This window comes from Brevibacterium sp. Z349TD_9, assembly GCF_056173565.1.
In genome coordinates this window covers 1,002,211-1,017,470 of the sequence record NZ_CM149680.1, presented here as the reverse complement: position 1 = coordinate 1,017,470, position 15,260 = coordinate 1,002,211, and the positions used below count along the sequence as shown (strand labels likewise).

Here is a 15,260-nt window from a genome sequence, read left to right as displayed (position 1 = left end):
GACTCAGCGCTTCCGGCGGAGACGCCACCAGCGAGGTCGTCGGCGTCCGGGCTGATCAGGGTCGATGTGCTCCTCGGCGGGGGCTGGGTCCTCAGCAGCGGCAGAGTCTGCTGCCGCAGCTTCGGCTGCCGCGCGCAGTGCGGTGCGGCGCTGTCGCCAGGAGACCACCTCGGCGTCGATGTCGCGGGGCGGGGTGAAGACCGGGGGGCCGGTGCGGAGGTCGAGGACGGCTTCGCGCACCCGGGCGTTGAACCCGGTGAGATAGTCGCGGACATCCGACTCCTTGGCGAATGCATCGAGCGTGTCCTCGAGGACGGCGCTCTCCTTGCGCAGCTGGAAGGCGGCGGGGGCGACGCCGCTGATGTCCTCGGCGTCGAGCTTCTGCTTGATCCACCAGTCGGGGTCCTCGGAGCTGTGGAGACCTTTGAGCGGCTTGCCCATGCCCGGCAGGTTGTCGAAGTCGCCGCGTCTGACGGCCTTGTCGATCGCCGATTCCGCGACCGCGTCCCGGTCGGCGAGCGAATTCATCCGCCGAGGTGGTTCCTTCGCTCCCATCGCTGCCCCCTCCACTGTGGTGCTCTCCACGGTAGTGGGGGGATCCGGGCGTGACAATGCGGGTCCCCCGATGTCGGTGTCATGACAGAACCGGGCGGGAACGCCACAGGGCCCGATGGTCACGCGTTTCCGCTGAACATCGGGCCCTGTGAGTCTGCGTGGATCAGGCGCTGACGGGATCGCGCGGAGCCCTGTCGGTGACTGCTTCGGACACCTCCATCGCGCGAACATCGGCCTGACCCTTGAAGCCGCGCAGACGAAGGCTGTTGCTGACGACGAACACGCTGGACAGCGCCATGGCCGCGCCGGCGAGCATCGGGTTGAGCAGACCGAACGCAGCGAGCGGGATCGCCGCGGTGTTGTAGGCGAAGGCCCAGAACAGATTGGTCTTGATCGTCCCAAGCGTCTTCCTCGCCAACCTGATCGCGTCTGCCGCTGCGCGCAGGTCCCCGCGCACAAGGGTGATGTCGGCGGCTTCGATCGCCACATCGGTGCCGGTGCCCATCGCGAGCCCGAGGTCGGCCTGAGCCAAGGCTGGAGCGTCGTTGACGCCATCGCCGACCATCGCGACTACCTTTCCCCTCTTCTGCAGATCGGTCACGACATCGACCTTGTCCTTGGGCAGAACCTCAGCGAAGATCTCGTCGATGCCGACCTCGGCAGCCACCTGCTCGGCAACCGCCCGATTGTCGCCGGTGAGCAGGACCGGGGTGAGACCGAGTTTCCTGAACTGGGAGACGGCTTCGACGCTCGTCGGTTTGATCCGGTCGGATACGACGATCACCCCGCGCGCCGCTCCATCCCAGGCGACGGCGATCGCTGTCTTGCCTTCTGCTTCGGCCTTCCGCTTCGCTTCAGCAAGGCGACCGTCAAGGCGCACCGACCAGTCAGCGAGCAGACTCTCCCGTCCGGCGACGATGGCATGACCATCGACGATCCCTTGGACTCCGCGCCCCTCGACGTTGCCGAACGACTCCGGCACGGGGAGCTCACCGATCTCCGATGATGCACCCGCCGCGATCGCCTGGGCAATCGGGTGCTCAGAGGCGCTTTCGAGGGCACCGGCGAGACGGAGCAGCTCAGATCGCTCGACCCCGTCGGCGACGTACGCTCCGGTCAGCGTCATCTTGCCGGTCGTCACCGTCCCGGTCTTATCGAGGACGATGGTGTCGACCTTGCGTGTGGACTCGAGAACTTCGGGACCTTTGATGAGCACTCCCATCTGAGCTCCCCGTCCGGTTCCGACGAGCAGTGCTGTGGGCGTCGCAAGCCCCAGAGCGCACGGGCACGCGATGATGAGCACGGCCACTGCGGCGGTGAACCCGGCCGCGAGTGGGAATCCGGCTCCGATCCAGGCACCGAGAGTGACCACGGAGATGCCGATCGCGACGGGAACGAACACCCCTGAGACGCGGTCGGCCAGGCGCTGGACTTCGGCCTTGCCCGACTGGGCGTCTTCGACGAGCTTGGCCATCTGTGCCAGCTGCGTATCGGAGCCGACGCGGGTGGCGCGCACGACGAGTCGGCCTCCCGCGTTGACTGTGGCACCGGTGACCGTGTCGCCCTCAGTGACCTCGACGGGCACCGATTCTCCGGTGAGCATCGAAGCGTCGATCGCCGACCGCCCGGACACGATGACTCCGTCGGCACCGATCTTCTCGCCGGGGCGGACGACGAACTCGTCGCCGACTTCCAGCTCCTCGATCGGGACGCGCTGCTCCTTGCCGTCGCGGAGAATCGCGACGTCTTTAGCCCCAAGTTCGAGGAGGGCTCTCAAAGCGGCTCCTGCGCGTCGCTTCGATCGTTTCTCGAAGTAGCGGCCGAGGAGGATGAAGGTGATCACTCCCGCGGCGACTTCGAGATAGATCGAGCTGAGCCCGTCGGATCGGGAGATCGTGAATTCGAAGGCGTGGGTCATCCCTCGGTCGCCAGCCGTGCCGAAGAACAGGGCGACGATCGACCACAGAAGTGCCGCGGTGGTGCCGACCGAGATGAGGGTGTCCATCGTTGCCGTACCGTGCTTGAGATTCATCCAGGCCGCACGGTGGAACGGCCAGCCTGCCCAGATCACCACGGGAGCGGCGAGCACGAGAGACGCGAATCCCCAGTAGTCGAACTGGAGTGCCGGAATCATGGCCAGAGCAATGACGGGCACAGCCAGAACCGCTGAGGTGAGCAAGCGGTTCCGCAGTGACCGCAGTTCTGCGTCCTCGACTGACTCGGGATCCTCACCAGGAGCATCGCTGGAACCCTCGGCTCTGGGAGCCGGCATCTTCGCGGTGTATCCGGTCTTCTCGACTTCGGCGATGAGCAGCTGCGGGTCGTACCCGTCGGGCGTGGTGACACTGGCCTTCTCCGTCGCGTAGTTGACGCTGGCGGTGATGCCCTCGAGCTTGTTGAGCTTCTTCTCGATGCGGTTCGCGCAGGATGCGCAGGTCATCCCTCCGATCTGGAGTTCGACATCCTGGCCAGCGGCCGCGGAGGCCTCAGTTGTGCTCATCGTCATCACCGTCACTCTGCGAGTTGAGAGCATTGTCTGCGCGTGGAAGGGACACCGTGGAACCCTCGTCGCCGGCATCGAGGACGAGGGGTGCAGAACGCACCGTTCCGTCGATCTGGAAATCGAAGTACAGCAGGTACCGTCCAGCCGTCGGGACGTTGGCCATGAAAGTGACGTCGGGGCCGGACAGATCGTCCGGGTCCGGCTCTTCGCCTTCTGGGTGCACGTGCATGTACGCCAGGTCGCCCTCGCGCAACGCCACCAGGTGGCCGAATGCACCGAGATACGGTTCGAGGGCTGTGACTGGTGCGCCCCCGTCTGTCACGCTCAGTGTCAGAGCGGAATTCTGCCCGGGGATGAGGTCACCGGCGACTGAGACCTCATAACTGTCGACGTCGCTGGTCGTGACCTCTGTCTCGGCCGGAGCAGCAGTGAAGTCCCCGTTGACGGAGACTGTGGTCGACAGGGTCAGACCGTCCCCTCCCGCGGGCACGAAATCAGCGAAGACTCGGTATTCTCCGGCTTCGTCCCATGACCATGGGATCGTCCACTGCCCGTTCGGGTCCATCGTCGGATGGACGTGACGGAACTGCTGGCCATCGGCGCGCACGACGATGAGGTGGAGCTCCTTCTCGTGCTCCCTCTCGAAGTCTGTGACGACCTGACCGGTGGTGTCAGTCACCGTCAGAGCCAGTTGACCCTCACTGCCGGTCTCGGTCGGGGCTGTCACCCCGGCGATGGCAAAGCCGTTCTCAGCCTGACTCAAGCCCATCGCCATGCCCGCACCGGCATGGTCCATCCCTTCCATTCCCCTGTCTCCATTCATGTCAGCACTCCCTGCTTCATCGTCGCTGTTCATCTCGGCATGGTCGCCGGATCCCTTCGTCCAGTCGTCGACGACTTCCTGCGGTACAACGGCGTTGGCCGTGACCGAGGCGGCGCCGAAGAGGACGACGAGGCCGACGCCGAAGAGCGTCAGTTTCACCGGTGCGCGCATCAGACCCTCCTCGTTTCGCTGTCGCGCAGCCGAACTCTGCACGCTGTTGCGTCAACGCCAGTCTGGTCATTCCCGCCACGTGGCCAGCGGCCCTTCTTCGGTGCAGTGATCTCCATTGTGGGCACCCGTCTCTCCCTTCGCTCGGTTCATGGATACTATACCCCCCTAGGGTATAAATCTAGTCCTTCTCTCCGTGATCCTCCGCACGACCGGCATCGGTGAAACCGTGCCGCTTGTGACTGCCGTCGCAGAACGGCTTGGCAGCGGAATGTCCGCACCGACAGAGGAAGACCGCCCGGTGCTGGACCTCGTAGATTCCACCGCCGCCGTCAGTGACCTGGAATGTTCCCTTGACCTGGAGAGGTCCGTCGTCGACGACCTTGATTGCGGTCGGAGGGGTGGAGCCCTCGGATCCCGGCGTCATGCTCATGTTCTTTCCTCCCTGATATCAGTGCCCTGGGCCCGGCCCAGGGGATAAGGTTCCGGCGCGAATTGCCGCGCCCTCCTCGGCGATGACCCGCCTATGACGGGCCAGGCTCGAGGCACTGCCGACCCCGACCGCCCCGACGAGGTAGTCGTTGAGTGTGTAGACGGCGACGAACCGCCCGCTAGCCGGGCTGCCTTCGGCGATGGCCACGCGGTCGGCGAGGTGGGGCATTCCGACGGCGAGGATCTTCTGGTCGTACTGGTCGGACCAGAACGTGGGGACGGGGTCATGCTGGGCAGGGTGCTCGCGCCCATCGAGCTCACTGAGCAGGACCCGCGCGGCGCTTGCGGCCTGCTCCGCGGCGTTCGACCAATGCTCGACACGCACGGTTTCGACGGGGAAGAGCGGGTGCGGCCAGCGGACGACATCACCGGCGGCGACCACGGCAGTCCACTGCTTTCCAGAGCGGTCGAGGACACGCAGTCGGCTGTCGGTTCGCACACCGTCGTCGATGAGGACATCGTCCCCCGCGAGCCAGTCGACGTTGGGCAGGGAGCCGACTGCGGCGACGACGAGCTCGGCATCGAGTGATCGCCGACCGTCGACGTCGACGCGAAAGCCGTCCGAGGTCCTGGCGACCTCCGTCACGGTGCACTCCGGCATGAGATTGACTCCATGGCGATAGTGGATGTCGCCGATGTACTGACCGACCGGGCGCCCGAGTGCATGCTCGAGCGGCTGGGCCGTGCGAGCGAGGAGGTCGACCTGCCAACCTCTCGACCGGGCGGCGGCTGCGACTTCGGTGCCGATGTACCCGGCGCCGATGACGACCGACCGCCCCCGCCCCTTCATCAGGGTCGCACGCAGCCGTTGCGCGTCACGCAGAGTGCGGACGCTCGGCACATCAGCGGAACCCATCCCATGGGAGAGACGCTTCGGACGCAGACCCGAGGCGATGATGAGCCCGTCGAAGCGAATGGTCGAATCGTCGTCGAGGAACAGGCGCCTCTCGCGCATCGAGGAGGCGACGACAGTCTTCGCGATGAAGGCGTCAGCAGTCGGCTTGTCGGCCCGCGCGAACCGGATGTCGGCTTCCCGCTGCGTGCCCTTGAGCAGGCCCTTGGTCAGCGGAGGACGATCATGATCAGCATCGCCATCGCCATCGATGATCGTGATATGACCACTGAAGCCCGCCTTGCGCAGTGCTGTCGATGCGCGAGACCCCGCGAGGCCGCTGCCGACGATGACGACGCGCTGATTCTCCCAGCCGCAGCGACTCATGGCTGTCCCCCACCGGCGCCGAACTCCACGAAGGTGATCGCGCGAACCGGACAGCTCTCGATGGCGGCCCTGACATCGTCGAGCCACACCTCATCAGGACGCTGGTCGTAGTGCAGGACGAGATCGTCGTCCAGCATGAAGACCTCGGGGGCGCTGAGTGCGCACAGTCCATTGGACGCACAGATCCCTCGATCGACGTTGATTCTCACCCTCATCACTGTCCTTTCCTGAACTCACTCGAAATCGTTCATCCGAGTACGAGTTGATTTATACCCTACTGGGGTATAGTGTTCTTCGCAAGCGGAAGTCCTGCAACGGAGTACGGGTTCGGTGGCGCCCTTCCCCTTGCCGCCGACGTCGCCCGCTCCCGCGCCCAAGGGTTTCCGTGGGCTATGAGTACCGAGAACGACTGGGAACCAGTCGAGAGAAGGAGTCCACAGCAATGAGCACGAACACCTACGTGGTTGAGGGAATGACCTGCGGCGGATGCGCCGGCAAGATCACCGAGGCCGTCGAGCAGATTCCCGGCATCACCGATGTCGATGTCGACCTGTCGACCGGCGGGATCACTCTCACGGCCGACCAGCCGGTCAGCGATGAAGCCGTCCAAGCCGCCGTCGAAGGCGCCGGCTACAGATTCGCTGACACCCGGCAGTGAACTCTGCTGAGTGAGCCCCGGCCCGACCACGGTGATCACCGGCTCGGGCCGGGGCTCGTCACGTCAGGACCGCGCCTGTCACCACCTCTCGCACACCATTGCCCGATTCCAGGAGGCCCCACAATGAAGCTCTTCGCGATTCGCGACTATCGGCACCTGTTCAGCGCTCAGATCATCGCCCTGTTCGGCACCGGGCTGGCCACCGTCGCGCTCGGCCTCTTGGCCTATGACCTCTCCGGTCCCAGCGCAGGGGCAGTTCTCGCGACGGCCCTGACGATCAAGATGGTCATGTACGTCGTCATCGCTCCCATCGCCGGTGCCTACGCCGACCGGCTCCCGCGGAGAGCCTTCCTCACTGTCCTCGATGTCGTCCGGGCGGGTGTCGTCCTCGCTCTGCCCTTCGTCACCGAGGTGTGGCAGATCTATGTCCTCGTGGGAGTGCTGCAGTCCGCCTCAGCGGCATTCACTCCGACGTTTCAGGCTGTGATCCCTGACATCGTGACCGATAGGTCGCAGTACACCCGTGCGCTGTCGGCTTCTCAGGTGGCGTACACCATGGAGAGCCTCCTCAGCCCGGTCCTCGCAGCGGTAGCGCTGACGTTCATGACGTTCAACTGGCTCTTCATCGGCACAGCGATCGGCTTCATCGTCTCCGCCGGCCTCGTGCTGTCCACACGCATCCCGAATGCCGCCGACACCGGGCAGTCTCGGGTCTGGGACAGACTGTCTGCCGGGGCGGCGACGTTCTTCGCCACCGCTCAGCTGCGTGGCATCCTTGCACTCAATTTCGCTGTGGCCGGTGCAGGGTCGATCGTAGTGGTCAACACAGTCAATTATGTCCGCGATATCCTCGGCGGCACACAGGCCGATGTCGCCTGGATGCTCGCCGCTTCTGGGATGGGAACTCTCATCGCGGCTCTTGTGATTCCGCCGATCCTCGACCGCGTCGCCGATCGGACGGTCATGTTCGTCGGTGCCGCGGTCCTGTCCGTGAGCATGATCGGCGCAGTCGTCATGGCGTTCTCCGCGGTTGCGGAATGGGCGATCACCGCGCCGCTCTGGGTGCTCATCGGCGCCGGGATGGCTCTCATCGTCACCCCGACCGGACGAGTCATCCGCAGCACGGTCAGTGATTCGGGACTGCCCGCTGCGTTCGCTGCGCAGTTCTCGCTCTCGCATCTTGCGTGGCTGATCACCTACCCGATCGCCGGCTGGCTCGGCACCACCTTCGGCTTGGGCTGGGCCTGGAGCGTGCTGGCAATGCTCACCATCGCGGGAGCCATCACGGCACCTCTGCTCTGGCCCTCGCACCCCCTCGAAGAGGCCGACCCCGAACCCAGCGGGATCGACAGCACAGGGTCGGAAGTCGACGCGCCCAACCATCGGGGCGCGGACGGGGTGTGCTCGGTCGACGAGCGTGCGGCAGTCGACAACAGAGGCGAGGCCACCCTGCGCGAGGCTCAGTGCGGCTGTGTCAAACCGATCTGACGAGCTTCATCGGCCACCCTCCCGGATCCGCGAGGACTCCAAGCTCTCAGTCCGCGGCGAATGCGCTGAGCAGAACGGCGACGATGTAACCAGTCGCCTCCTTCGGATCGAGCCTGCCCGCTGCTGATTCCTCAGCAGCGGCGTTCATCACCGCGTGGGTGACGGCGAGCAGCCATTCGACGGAAAGATCACTGCGAAACGCTCCTTGAGAACGACCGCGTTCAAGGAGCCCCCGCAATCGCGCCTCAGCCTTCTCGTGCATCTCGCGAATTCGGCTGGCCGGGATCTCGTTCTGAGCCGCCACCAGCAGAGTGCTCACCTGGTCGAGCAGCGTCCAGCTCGGTTCGATCAGGCGGGCGAACGCCCCGGCCGCTTCGCCGTCGATGTCAACTGCGGACAGGACGGCCTCGGCTCGCTCCAAAGCATCGGACAGCGCGGCATCGAGGAGCTCGGCGCGGTTCTTGAAATGCCCGTAGAGCGTCATTCTCCCCACTCCCGCCTCCGCGGCGATTTCAGCGATCGACGCATCCGGGTTCTTCCGCAGCGCTCGAGGCGCTGCGGCAAGAATCGCCGCACGATTGCGTTGGGCGTCGGCACGCTGGTTGGCCTGCTTGGATTCATTGTTCTTCGCAGCCATCGGCTCACCTCGGAAATCGGATCAGAAAACTAACTCGTACGGGAATGAATGAGATAGTATCACGGTTATAACTCGTACTCAGATGCATGAGTTATCAGGGGCCAATGGCCCGTCGTCCGAATCGAAGGAGGACTGATCATGAAAACTTCACGACACAGCTATGGGGGTGCCCGATGACCGGCGACCCGCAGGCACCGGCACGCACCGGAGCCAAGCAGTGGTGGGGGCTGGCGACACTCGTCCTGCCGTCGACACTGCTGTTCATGATGCTCACCATTCTCTTCCTGGCAGCGCCGAGCATGGCCATAGACCTTGAGCCGACGAGCACTCAGCTGCTGTGGATCCTCGACATCTACGGCTTCGTCATGGCCGGATTCCTCGTTGCCATGGGCGTCGTCGGTGATCGTGTCGGCAAACGGCTGCTCATGGTCATTGGTGCGATCGGGTTCGGCGCGATCTCGATCGCGGCCGCGATGACGACCGATCCGGGCATGATGATCGCCTGGCGAGCCGTGCTGGGGCTGTTCGGAGCGATGATGGTGCCCTCAACTCTCGGCCTCATCTTCGTCATGTTCGCCGATGCCAAAGCACGGGGAATTGCCATCGGCGTCTGGGCGGGCGGAATTTCAGCCGGTGTCGCGCTGGGACCCCTGCTCAGCGGAATCCTGTTGGAGAGCTTCGGCTGGCAGGCGACCTTCCTCGTCGCCGTCCCTGTCATGGTGTTGGTGGCGATCGGTGCCCCCCTGCTCCTTCCTGAGCACAGGGATCCCAACGCCCGCATCGACCTCTTCAGTGCCGTGCTCCTCGTCGCCTCGCTGTTGGCCATCATCTACGGAATCAAGCGTTTCGCAGCGCAGGAGCCCGCGGGCCCGTCGATCGGCCTGCTGATCGCGGGAGCGCTGGTGGGCCTGTGGTTCGTCATCCGGCAGCTGCGTGCCGAGCGACCGTTGTTGGATGTGCGGCTGTTCGCCAACAGAACAGTCAGCGCCGCCCTCATCGTGTTCATGCTCTCTGCGGCAGCGCTCGGAGGGGTCTACTCCCTGTTCACCACCTACCTTCAGTCGGTGCAGGGACTGTCGCCTCTACAGGCCGGATTCGCGATCCTCCCGGCCGCGGTTGTGCTCATCGTCGTCTCGACATTGGCGCCGGTGTTCGCCCGACGATTCCGACCGGGGAATGTCATCGCGATCGGGTTGGCGACGCAGGTGGTCGGGTACGGCATCTTCACGCAGCTGGATGAGGGCACTGGACTGGCCCTGGTGATTGCCAGCTTCGCGCTGACATATCCGGGAGTGGCGCCCGCGATGGCGCTGACGACCGACCTCGTCGTCGGATCAGTGCCGCCGGAGAAGGCCGGCGGTGCATCGGGCCTGGCGACGACGGCCAATGACCTCGGAATCTCTCTGGGTGTGGCCATCATCGGCAGCATCGGGGTGTTCGCGTACCGGTCGAGAATCTCCGAACTCCTGCCCGACGGCCTCCCGGACGAGGCCGCGGCAACAGCCGAATCCGGAGTCGACGGCGCTCTCGCTGTCGCGTCCGAGTTGCCGGCCCAGCTCGGTGATGCGCTGGTCGAAGCAGCGCAGCAGGCGTTCAGCAGCGGCCTCAACGCTGCCGCTGTCCTCTCGGCGATCATCGCTGCGCTGACTGCGATCATTGCCGCCACACGGTTGCGACACGTGCAGCCCACCGGCAAGTGATTCCACGCCCGCAGAGAACGCCACAGGGCCCGATGTTCACGCGTTTCCGCTGAACATCGGGCCCTGTGAGTCTGCGTGGCAGATGCAGGATTCGAACCTGCGAAGGCAATGCCGGCTGATTTACAGTCAGCTCCCTTTGGCCGCTCGGGCAATCTGCCGCAGTTGGCGCTCGAAGAGCACTCAAGAAGAATACTAGGCCCGTGTCGCGATTGCCAACTCGGTTGACGCAGGTCACACCGGCCCCTCTCGACTAGACTCGTCTGCAGACCAGGCACGGGTTCCGACCGGCATCACTCTCACCTGAAGAAGGAGCTTCCATGGCCAGCGAATCATCGTTTGACATCGTCAGCAAGGTCGACCGCCAGGAGGCCGACAACGCCCTCAACCAGGCGGCGAAGGAGGTCAACTCCCGCTACGACTTCCGTGGCACCGACGCCTCGATCGCGTGGAGCGGCGAAGCCGTCCTCATGAAGGCCAACAGCGACGAACGCGTCAAGGCCGTCCTCGACGTCTTCCAATCGAAGCTCGTCAAGCGCGGCATCTCCCTGAAGTCCCTCGACTCGGGTGAGCCCTACCCCTCGGGCAAGGAGTACCGCATCGACGCCTCTCTCAAGGAGGGCATCGACAAGGACGAGGCGAAGAAGATCTCGAAGATCATCCGCGACGAAGGACCCAAGGGGGTCAAGGCGCAGATCCAGGGCGACGAGCTGCGCGTGAGCTCGAAGAAGCGCGACGACCTCCAGGAGGTCATCGCCCTCCTCAAGGGCAAGGACCTCGACGTCGACCTGCAGTTCACGAACTACCGTTAGTCTCCGCGAGATTGCAAGGCAGAACCCGTTCCAGTCTGCACAGAGTCCGCAGAAGGATAACTGAGTCCATCAGGGCGGTGCCGGCGGTGCGGGGTTTGTCGTCCGCGTTCGGCCATAGATTTGAGCACCGGTATAACGCGGGTGACGGCGCCAAGTGTCTAATCGCGTGATGCACGGTCACCATGTCGCAGCCTGAGGCGATGAGGCCCTAAGCATATAAGTTCCAGAGGTCATGAAACGTGTACTCTTCCATACCGCACTTCGATCGAGCTTCCCGCCAATAGTGGCCGCCTCTCCCCCGCTGGAACAGAGTCCCGCCGTCAGTTAACAGCCATTGGCAGCGGTCATCTTCACGAATCCGGTAAGTAGCAATAAGCGCTTATATGAGTTCCACCAGCTCCTCCGAGACACGGAAAGTCCGCTTCGACCCGCACTTCGGATCCTCGACCTGCACGCCGCTGTGAGACGCCCGTTACATTCATTGTCAAGCAGCAGCCGGGGTCTTCGCCTCGTAGAAGGCCTCGGCCCTGACCATCGCGAACAGAACATTGAGCCGGCGCCGAGCCAGACACCGAGCCCGAGAAGGATCAAGCCTGGCCAGTGGACTGCCACCGGAAGGATCGCGCTTCCCAGGCCCATGCACGCCAGTGCGATCGTCACGACGAAGCGACGGTTCTTGACCCAGTTCCGCCCCAGGAGCAGGAGTGGCTGGATGGCCACCACCATCAGCATCACGATGCTGATCTGGGCTCCGGCTGACATGCCGAGTGCGTCGAGAGTGCTCGGCGCTGTGGTGTAGAAGGTGTAGAACGCGGCGAGGCCCCCGCCGGCGGCCGTGGCGATTCGAGCCACGGTGCGGGCGGGGGCGGGCCGAGCCAAGGTCACTGATGCAGGTCCGGGGAGGTAGTGGCGGTGTCGTCCTTATTCTCAAGCTTCGGGCTGTCGGCGAGCTTGAGCCAGATCACTCCGCCGATGATGACGGCCAGCCAGAAGGCCTTAACCAGGGTGAGGGTTTCGTCAAAGAACACCGGCCCGAGCAGGGCGGCCCCGACCGCACCGATGCCGGCCCAGACGGCGTAGCCGATGCCGACATCAATCCTTTTCAGGGCCACGCTGAGGAAGAACAGCGTGAAGAGGAAGAAGACGATCGCGACGAGGGACCAGGTGAGGTCTGTGAAGCCCGCGCTGCCGTTGACGCTGAGGGCATATCCGATTTCGAATACTCCGGCCAGGAGGAGGGCGAACCAGGCGCCGGCCTTTTTCTCAGTCGTTTCGACAGTGGTGGTCTCGTGAGCTGCGGTGGAAGTCATGGGTGAGATTCCTTTCTCGAGATGGGTGAAGTGAACGCGGGATTAGGCAGTGCCGGCGAGGTTGAGGCCGACGACGCCGGCGATGACGACGCCGATGCCCAGGAGCTTCTTCCAAGTCAGCTTCTGAGAGAGGAAGAGTGCGCCGAGGATGACGATGCCGACACCGGCCAGGGAGGTCCAGAGCGCGTAGCCGACGCCGACGTCGAAGGTCAGCAGGGCCAGGCTGAGGAAGAAGGTGGCGATGCCGCCGTTGACGAGGGTGGCGATACTCCACCAAAGTTTGGTGAAGCCCTGCGCCTTTCCGGCAGAGATGCCGACGGCGACTTCGAAAATGATGGCGATGCCGAGGTAGAGCCAGCTCATGATGGTTGTCCTTTCAAGGGTGCATTCGGACGCTGGTCAGCGTCCGTAATTGGTCTGTGTGTGCAAGTAGCGGGAGAACGGTTCATTTCCCCGTTCTGTCGGAAGGTGGTTGAAGAGGTGGGACCGGAGCTCTTCGGTGATGCCCAGCGAGGGGTAGCTGGTGCGGTAGTCGAAGCCCCATTCGGCAGCGGTGTCGCGATCGACGGCGACGTAGATGGCGTCCACGCCGTGATCGATCGCGAAGCGATAGCACAGTCCGCAGGGCTCTCCGGTGGCCACCAGCGTGGTGCCGGAGAGGTCGTCGCGGTCATTTGCGTTGAGCACTTCGCGCATGGCGACGATCTCAGCGTGAGCGGTCGGGTCACCGGTTTCCCGCACCCGGTTGACGCCGAATCCGGAGATGACGCCGCTGCCGTCGACGAGCACGCCGACGAAGGGCAACCCTCCGGCCTCGACATGCTCGAGGCACCTCTCGACCGCCTCATCCATGACCTGGACGAGGACATCCGATGGGACGGAAGTCATGATCGGCCCTCGGCGGCCGTCGCGCCCTCGACGAGCGTGTCGACAGTCTTCTTCAGCCGAGCGGCGCTGGGCACCCCGCGTAGGAGCTGACCTTCGACCATGATGCCTGGCACGGAGGTGACGCCCACGGCGTTGACCGCGTAGTCCTGATCTGCCTGCTGCCGGGCACGTCGTTCCTCACTGCGAAGGGCCTGTTCGGCCTCCGCCCGATCGAGTCCGACCGAAACCGCCACGTCGAGAATCACCTCATCTTCACCGATGTTCCGGTCGTCTTGAAAGAAGGCTTTGAACATCGCCTCGGAGTACGCCTCGGCCTTGCCCTGCTCCTGGGCCAGTTGCAGCACCATGAACGCCTTCTCCGTGCGCGGCTGGGGAGAGATCGTCGGCAGGGTGATGGGAACATCAAGCCGGTCGGCCATCGGGTAGACGGCGTCTCTCCAGATCCGCGGCAGGTAGTCGTCCTCGGGGCGCAGAGTGGGAACGGGATCCGGTCGCAGTTCGAAGGGCCGGATCGTCACGTCGACGTCGCGGTCACGCTTGAGTTCCTCGATCGCTCCCTCGACGAGGAAGCAGAAGGGGCAGACGTAGTCGACGAAGACATCGATTTTCGTAGTCATGGTGGTCATCCTTTCGGTTCAATATGTATTCTGTTTGTATGTGCATGCATATATAACGGTAGAGATCGCCCCTCCTTCTCCAGGGTTGGCAACCTTACGAGACGAGCTTGCTGATGGTCTCGAAGGAACGGTCGAGGTCACCGAGGTCCAACTGCGGGTACTGCCTGGCTGCCCCGCTGAGGAGTTCGCAGATCTTCGCTTCGTAGGGTTCGCGGATCTCTGCCACGGAGTTGAGGCCTTTCTCGGTAATGACGGCGTAGACCCCGCGCCCGTCGTCGGGGCAGGCGTCCCGGAACGCGAGCTCCTTGTCCTCCATGCGGCCGACGAGCCGGGTCACAGAACTCTGGTTGAGGCCGACCCTGTGGGCGAGCTCGGTGATACGCAACTCCCGGTCCGAGGTTCTGCTCAAATGCAGGACTGCACGATACTCGGTCAGACCGATGCCGTAATTATCGACGAGCCATTTGCCCAGTGTCGCGTCCACCGCGGCGACGATCGCCGTGACCTGCGCCCATGCCGTGCTCAGATTGCGGGCCGGGGGGGTGTCTGCTGCCTCAGATGATTCCATGTACATGCACGTAACACTATCGTGGGCGCCCTTCTGAGTCAACCCGCGTCAAATAGGCATCCGTATCCTCTCACCCGGGACCTCAGGTCGGTGCCGTCGAGGCTTGACCACAAGAGAACTTGATTGGCGGTGAGCATCGTGATGCCGAGCATGGACTCCAGATGGTCGATCGCTCCGATGGCTCGCTGTCCGTTGCCGGCGACGAACACTGCCTGAGCGCCGGTCGCCGCGACCAGTTCCTCCACTGCTGCGGCAGTGGCCGCCGGAGTGATGGTCAGCGGGCCTCCTGTAGGGCCACTGGGGGTTGCGGAGATGATGTCGATGCCCTGGTCGAGGAAGTAGGCCTCGCCGGCTCGGCAGAGGTCGTCGTCGAACCAGGACGGCGCCATGATAGCGATTTTTTTCAGACCCAGCTTTCGGATCGCGGCGGTGGCCGCGGTACCGGTGGTGTCGAGCTTGATGCCGTGGCTGACCGTTGCCAGGCGTGTGAGCAGTTCTTGCTCACGGTGTGCTCCGATCTTGAACGAGGAGCTGGTGAAGGCCAGTCCGATGGCGTCCAAGGGAGAGCTGGAGAGGCTGTCGACCGTGCGGTCGATGATATCTGGAGCGATGAACTGCAAGACCGGGTCATGGGCGATCTTCTCGTCGATTGTCCCGCCTGGGTGCATCGGGCTGAAGTCCACGCGTGCTCCGTGAATGGTGCTGCGTGTGCCGGCGAGCATCGCCTGGGCTTCAGCCTCCGGGCCGATGTCGGCGTGAGGGGTGACGATTCCGAGTTTGAAGTCGGATTCCCAACCGTCGTATTTCCACATATGTCCTTTCCTT

At 64.1% G+C, this 15,260-nt stretch carries 17 protein-coding genes and 1 tRNA gene; 4 read left to right on the top strand and 14 right to left on the bottom strand.

Translation table 11 applies throughout. The features are described 5' to 3' along the window. Positions 1-3: 3 nt before the first annotated feature. From AC0VYB_RS04510 to AC0VYB_RS04485, 6 genes are all read right to left on the bottom strand, one after another. Positions 4-555: a DnaJ family domain-containing protein gene (locus AC0VYB_RS04510; protein ID WP_137825449.1), complete on the bottom strand. Its 552-nt coding sequence runs from the start codon at positions 553-555 to the stop codon at positions 4-6. A 163-nt stretch (positions 556-718) separates the two neighbouring features. Continuing rightward, complete coding sequence (locus AC0VYB_RS04505; protein WP_137825448.1) at positions 719-3,055, bottom strand: heavy metal translocating P-type ATPase; 2,337 nt, start codon at positions 3,053-3,055, stop codon at positions 719-721. Then, positions 3,042-3,914 carry a heavy-metal-associated domain-containing protein gene (locus AC0VYB_RS04500; RefSeq protein ID WP_181365657.1) on the bottom strand — a complete coding sequence of 291 codons (873 nt, stop codon included), beginning with the start codon at positions 3,912-3,914 and terminating at the stop codon, positions 3,042-3,044. Before AC0VYB_RS04500 ends, AC0VYB_RS04505 begins: the two co-directional genes overlap by 14 nt. 316 nt (positions 3,915-4,230) lie before the next feature. Then, a complete protein-coding gene (locus AC0VYB_RS04495; protein WP_232623868.1) occupies positions 4,231-4,482 on the bottom strand; it encodes a CDGSH iron-sulfur domain-containing protein in 252 nt (83 codons plus the stop codon). 18 nt (positions 4,483-4,500) lie between these two features. Then, positions 4,501-5,760, bottom strand: a complete 1,260-nt coding sequence (locus AC0VYB_RS04490) for an NAD(P)/FAD-dependent oxidoreductase (protein ID WP_137825447.1) — start codon at positions 5,758-5,760, stop codon at positions 4,501-4,503. Further along, on the bottom strand, positions 5,757-5,975 hold the full coding sequence (locus tag AC0VYB_RS04485) for a ferredoxin (protein ID WP_212743309.1): 219 nt from the start codon (positions 5,973-5,975) through the stop codon (positions 5,757-5,759). The genes AC0VYB_RS04490 and AC0VYB_RS04485 overlap by 4 nt, the downstream gene beginning before the upstream one ends. 227 nt (positions 5,976-6,202) lie before the next feature. Here AC0VYB_RS04485 and AC0VYB_RS04480 point away from each other — a divergent pair, with 227 nt between their 5' ends. Further along, positions 6,203-6,418, top strand: a complete 216-nt coding sequence (locus AC0VYB_RS04480) for a heavy-metal-associated domain-containing protein (RefSeq protein WP_111473052.1) — start codon at positions 6,203-6,205, stop codon at positions 6,416-6,418. Positions 6,419-6,541: 123 nt separating this feature from the next. Then, positions 6,542-7,906 (top strand): MFS transporter, encoded by a 1,365-nt coding sequence (locus AC0VYB_RS04475; RefSeq protein ID WP_137825446.1) that lies wholly within the window; start codon positions 6,542-6,544, stop codon positions 7,904-7,906. 46 nt (positions 7,907-7,952) lie between these two features. On the opposite strand, the gene AC0VYB_RS04470 is transcribed toward AC0VYB_RS04475, so the two are convergent. Beyond that, positions 7,953-8,543 carry a TetR/AcrR family transcriptional regulator gene (locus tag AC0VYB_RS04470; protein ID WP_137825445.1) on the bottom strand — a complete coding sequence of 197 codons (591 nt, stop codon included), beginning with the start codon at positions 8,541-8,543 and terminating at the stop codon, positions 7,953-7,955. A 173-nt stretch (positions 8,544-8,716) separates the two neighbouring features. On the opposite strand from AC0VYB_RS04470, the gene AC0VYB_RS04465 reads away from it, so the two are divergent. Then, positions 8,717-10,243 (top strand): MFS transporter, encoded by a 1,527-nt coding sequence (locus tag AC0VYB_RS04465; protein ID WP_475385057.1) that lies wholly within the window; start codon positions 8,717-8,719, stop codon positions 10,241-10,243. A 76-nt stretch (positions 10,244-10,319) separates the two neighbouring features. Here AC0VYB_RS04465 and AC0VYB_RS04460 read toward each other — a convergent pair. Then, positions 10,320-10,401, bottom strand: a tRNA-Tyr gene (locus AC0VYB_RS04460). Between the two features lie 159 nt (positions 10,402-10,560). On the opposite strand from AC0VYB_RS04460, the gene AC0VYB_RS04455 reads away from it, so the two are divergent. Then, on the top strand, positions 10,561-11,052 hold the full coding sequence (locus AC0VYB_RS04455) for a YajQ family cyclic di-GMP-binding protein (protein WP_137825443.1): 492 nt from the start codon (positions 10,561-10,563) through the stop codon (positions 11,050-11,052). An 881-nt stretch (positions 11,053-11,933) separates the two neighbouring features. Here AC0VYB_RS04455 and AC0VYB_RS04450 read toward each other — a convergent pair. The 6 genes from AC0VYB_RS04450 to AC0VYB_RS04425 all read right to left on the bottom strand — a co-directional run bounded on the left by AC0VYB_RS04450 (position 11,934) and on the right by AC0VYB_RS04425 (position 15,247). After that, on the bottom strand, positions 11,934-12,362 hold the full coding sequence (locus AC0VYB_RS04450) for a DMT family transporter (protein ID WP_137825442.1): 429 nt from the start codon (positions 12,360-12,362) through the stop codon (positions 11,934-11,936). 42 nt (positions 12,363-12,404) lie between these two features. Further along, on the bottom strand, positions 12,405-12,725 hold the full coding sequence (locus AC0VYB_RS04445) for a DMT family transporter (RefSeq protein ID WP_137825441.1): 321 nt from the start codon (positions 12,723-12,725) through the stop codon (positions 12,405-12,407). A 36-nt stretch (positions 12,726-12,761) separates the two neighbouring features. Then, positions 12,762-13,250 carry a nucleoside deaminase gene (locus AC0VYB_RS04440; protein WP_137825440.1) on the bottom strand — a complete coding sequence of 163 codons (489 nt, stop codon included), beginning with the start codon at positions 13,248-13,250 and terminating at the stop codon, positions 12,762-12,764. Beyond that, on the bottom strand, positions 13,247-13,867 hold the full coding sequence (locus tag AC0VYB_RS04435) for a DsbA family oxidoreductase (protein WP_137825439.1): 621 nt from the start codon (positions 13,865-13,867) through the stop codon (positions 13,247-13,249). Before AC0VYB_RS04435 ends, AC0VYB_RS04440 begins: the two co-directional genes overlap by 4 nt. Positions 13,868-13,961: 94 nt before the next feature. Continuing rightward, on the bottom strand, positions 13,962-14,441 hold the full coding sequence (locus AC0VYB_RS04430; protein ID WP_250786243.1) for a MarR family winged helix-turn-helix transcriptional regulator: 480 nt from the start codon (positions 14,439-14,441) through the stop codon (positions 13,962-13,964). Between the two features lie 32 nt (positions 14,442-14,473). Then, on the bottom strand, positions 14,474-15,247 hold the full coding sequence (locus AC0VYB_RS04425) for an aspartate racemase/maleate isomerase family protein (RefSeq protein ID WP_137825438.1): 774 nt from the start codon (positions 15,245-15,247) through the stop codon (positions 14,474-14,476). Between the last annotated feature and the right edge of the window lie 13 nt (positions 15,248-15,260).

Bases quoted from the DNA above. Each gene is read 5' to 3' on its own strand.
- AC0VYB_RS04435 (WP_137825439.1), bottom strand. From the start codon at position 13,867: ATGACTACGAAAATCGATGTCTTCGTCGACTACGTCTGCCCCTTCTGC.
- AC0VYB_RS04510 (WP_137825449.1), bottom strand. From the start codon at position 555: ATGGGAGCGAAGGAACCACCTCGGCGGATGAATTCGCTCGCCGACCGG.
- AC0VYB_RS04480 (WP_111473052.1), top strand. From the start codon at position 6,203: ATGAGCACGAACACCTACGTGGTTGAGGGAATGACCTGCGGCGGATGC.
- AC0VYB_RS04490 (WP_137825447.1), bottom strand. From the start codon at position 5,760: ATGAGTCGCTGCGGCTGGGAGAATCAGCGCGTCGTCATCGTCGGCAGC.
- AC0VYB_RS04470 (WP_137825445.1), bottom strand. From the start codon at position 8,543: ATGGCTGCGAAGAACAATGAATCCAAGCAGGCCAACCAGCGTGCCGAC.
- AC0VYB_RS04485 (WP_212743309.1), bottom strand. From the start codon at position 5,975: ATGAGGGTGAGAATCAACGTCGATCGAGGGATCTGTGCGTCCAATGGA.
- AC0VYB_RS04475 (WP_137825446.1), top strand. From the start codon at position 6,542: ATGAAGCTCTTCGCGATTCGCGACTATCGGCACCTGTTCAGCGCTCAG.
- AC0VYB_RS04465 (WP_475385057.1), top strand. From the start codon at position 8,717: ATGACCGGCGACCCGCAGGCACCGGCACGCACCGGAGCCAAGCAGTGG.
- AC0VYB_RS04445 (WP_137825441.1), bottom strand. From the start codon at position 12,725: ATGAGCTGGCTCTACCTCGGCATCGCCATCATTTTCGAAGTCGCCGTC.
- AC0VYB_RS04430 (WP_250786243.1), bottom strand. From the start codon at position 14,441: ATGTACATGGAATCATCTGAGGCAGCAGACACCCCCCCGGCCCGCAAT.
- AC0VYB_RS04425 (WP_137825438.1), bottom strand. From the start codon at position 15,247: ATGTGGAAATACGACGGTTGGGAATCCGACTTCAAACTCGGAATCGTC.
- AC0VYB_RS04450 (WP_137825442.1), bottom strand. From the start codon at position 12,362: ATGACTTCCACCGCAGCTCACGAGACCACCACTGTCGAAACGACTGAG.
- AC0VYB_RS04495 (WP_232623868.1), bottom strand. From the start codon at position 4,482: ATGAGCATGACGCCGGGATCCGAGGGCTCCACCCCTCCGACCGCAATC.
- AC0VYB_RS04440 (WP_137825440.1), bottom strand. From the start codon at position 13,250: ATGACTTCCGTCCCATCGGATGTCCTCGTCCAGGTCATGGATGAGGCG.
- AC0VYB_RS04500 (WP_181365657.1), bottom strand. From the start codon at position 3,914: ATGAACAGCGACGATGAAGCAGGGAGTGCTGACATGAATGGAGACAGG.
- AC0VYB_RS04455 (WP_137825443.1), top strand. From the start codon at position 10,561: ATGGCCAGCGAATCATCGTTTGACATCGTCAGCAAGGTCGACCGCCAG.
- AC0VYB_RS04505 (WP_137825448.1), bottom strand. From the start codon at position 3,055: ATGAGCACAACTGAGGCCTCCGCGGCCGCTGGCCAGGATGTCGAACTC.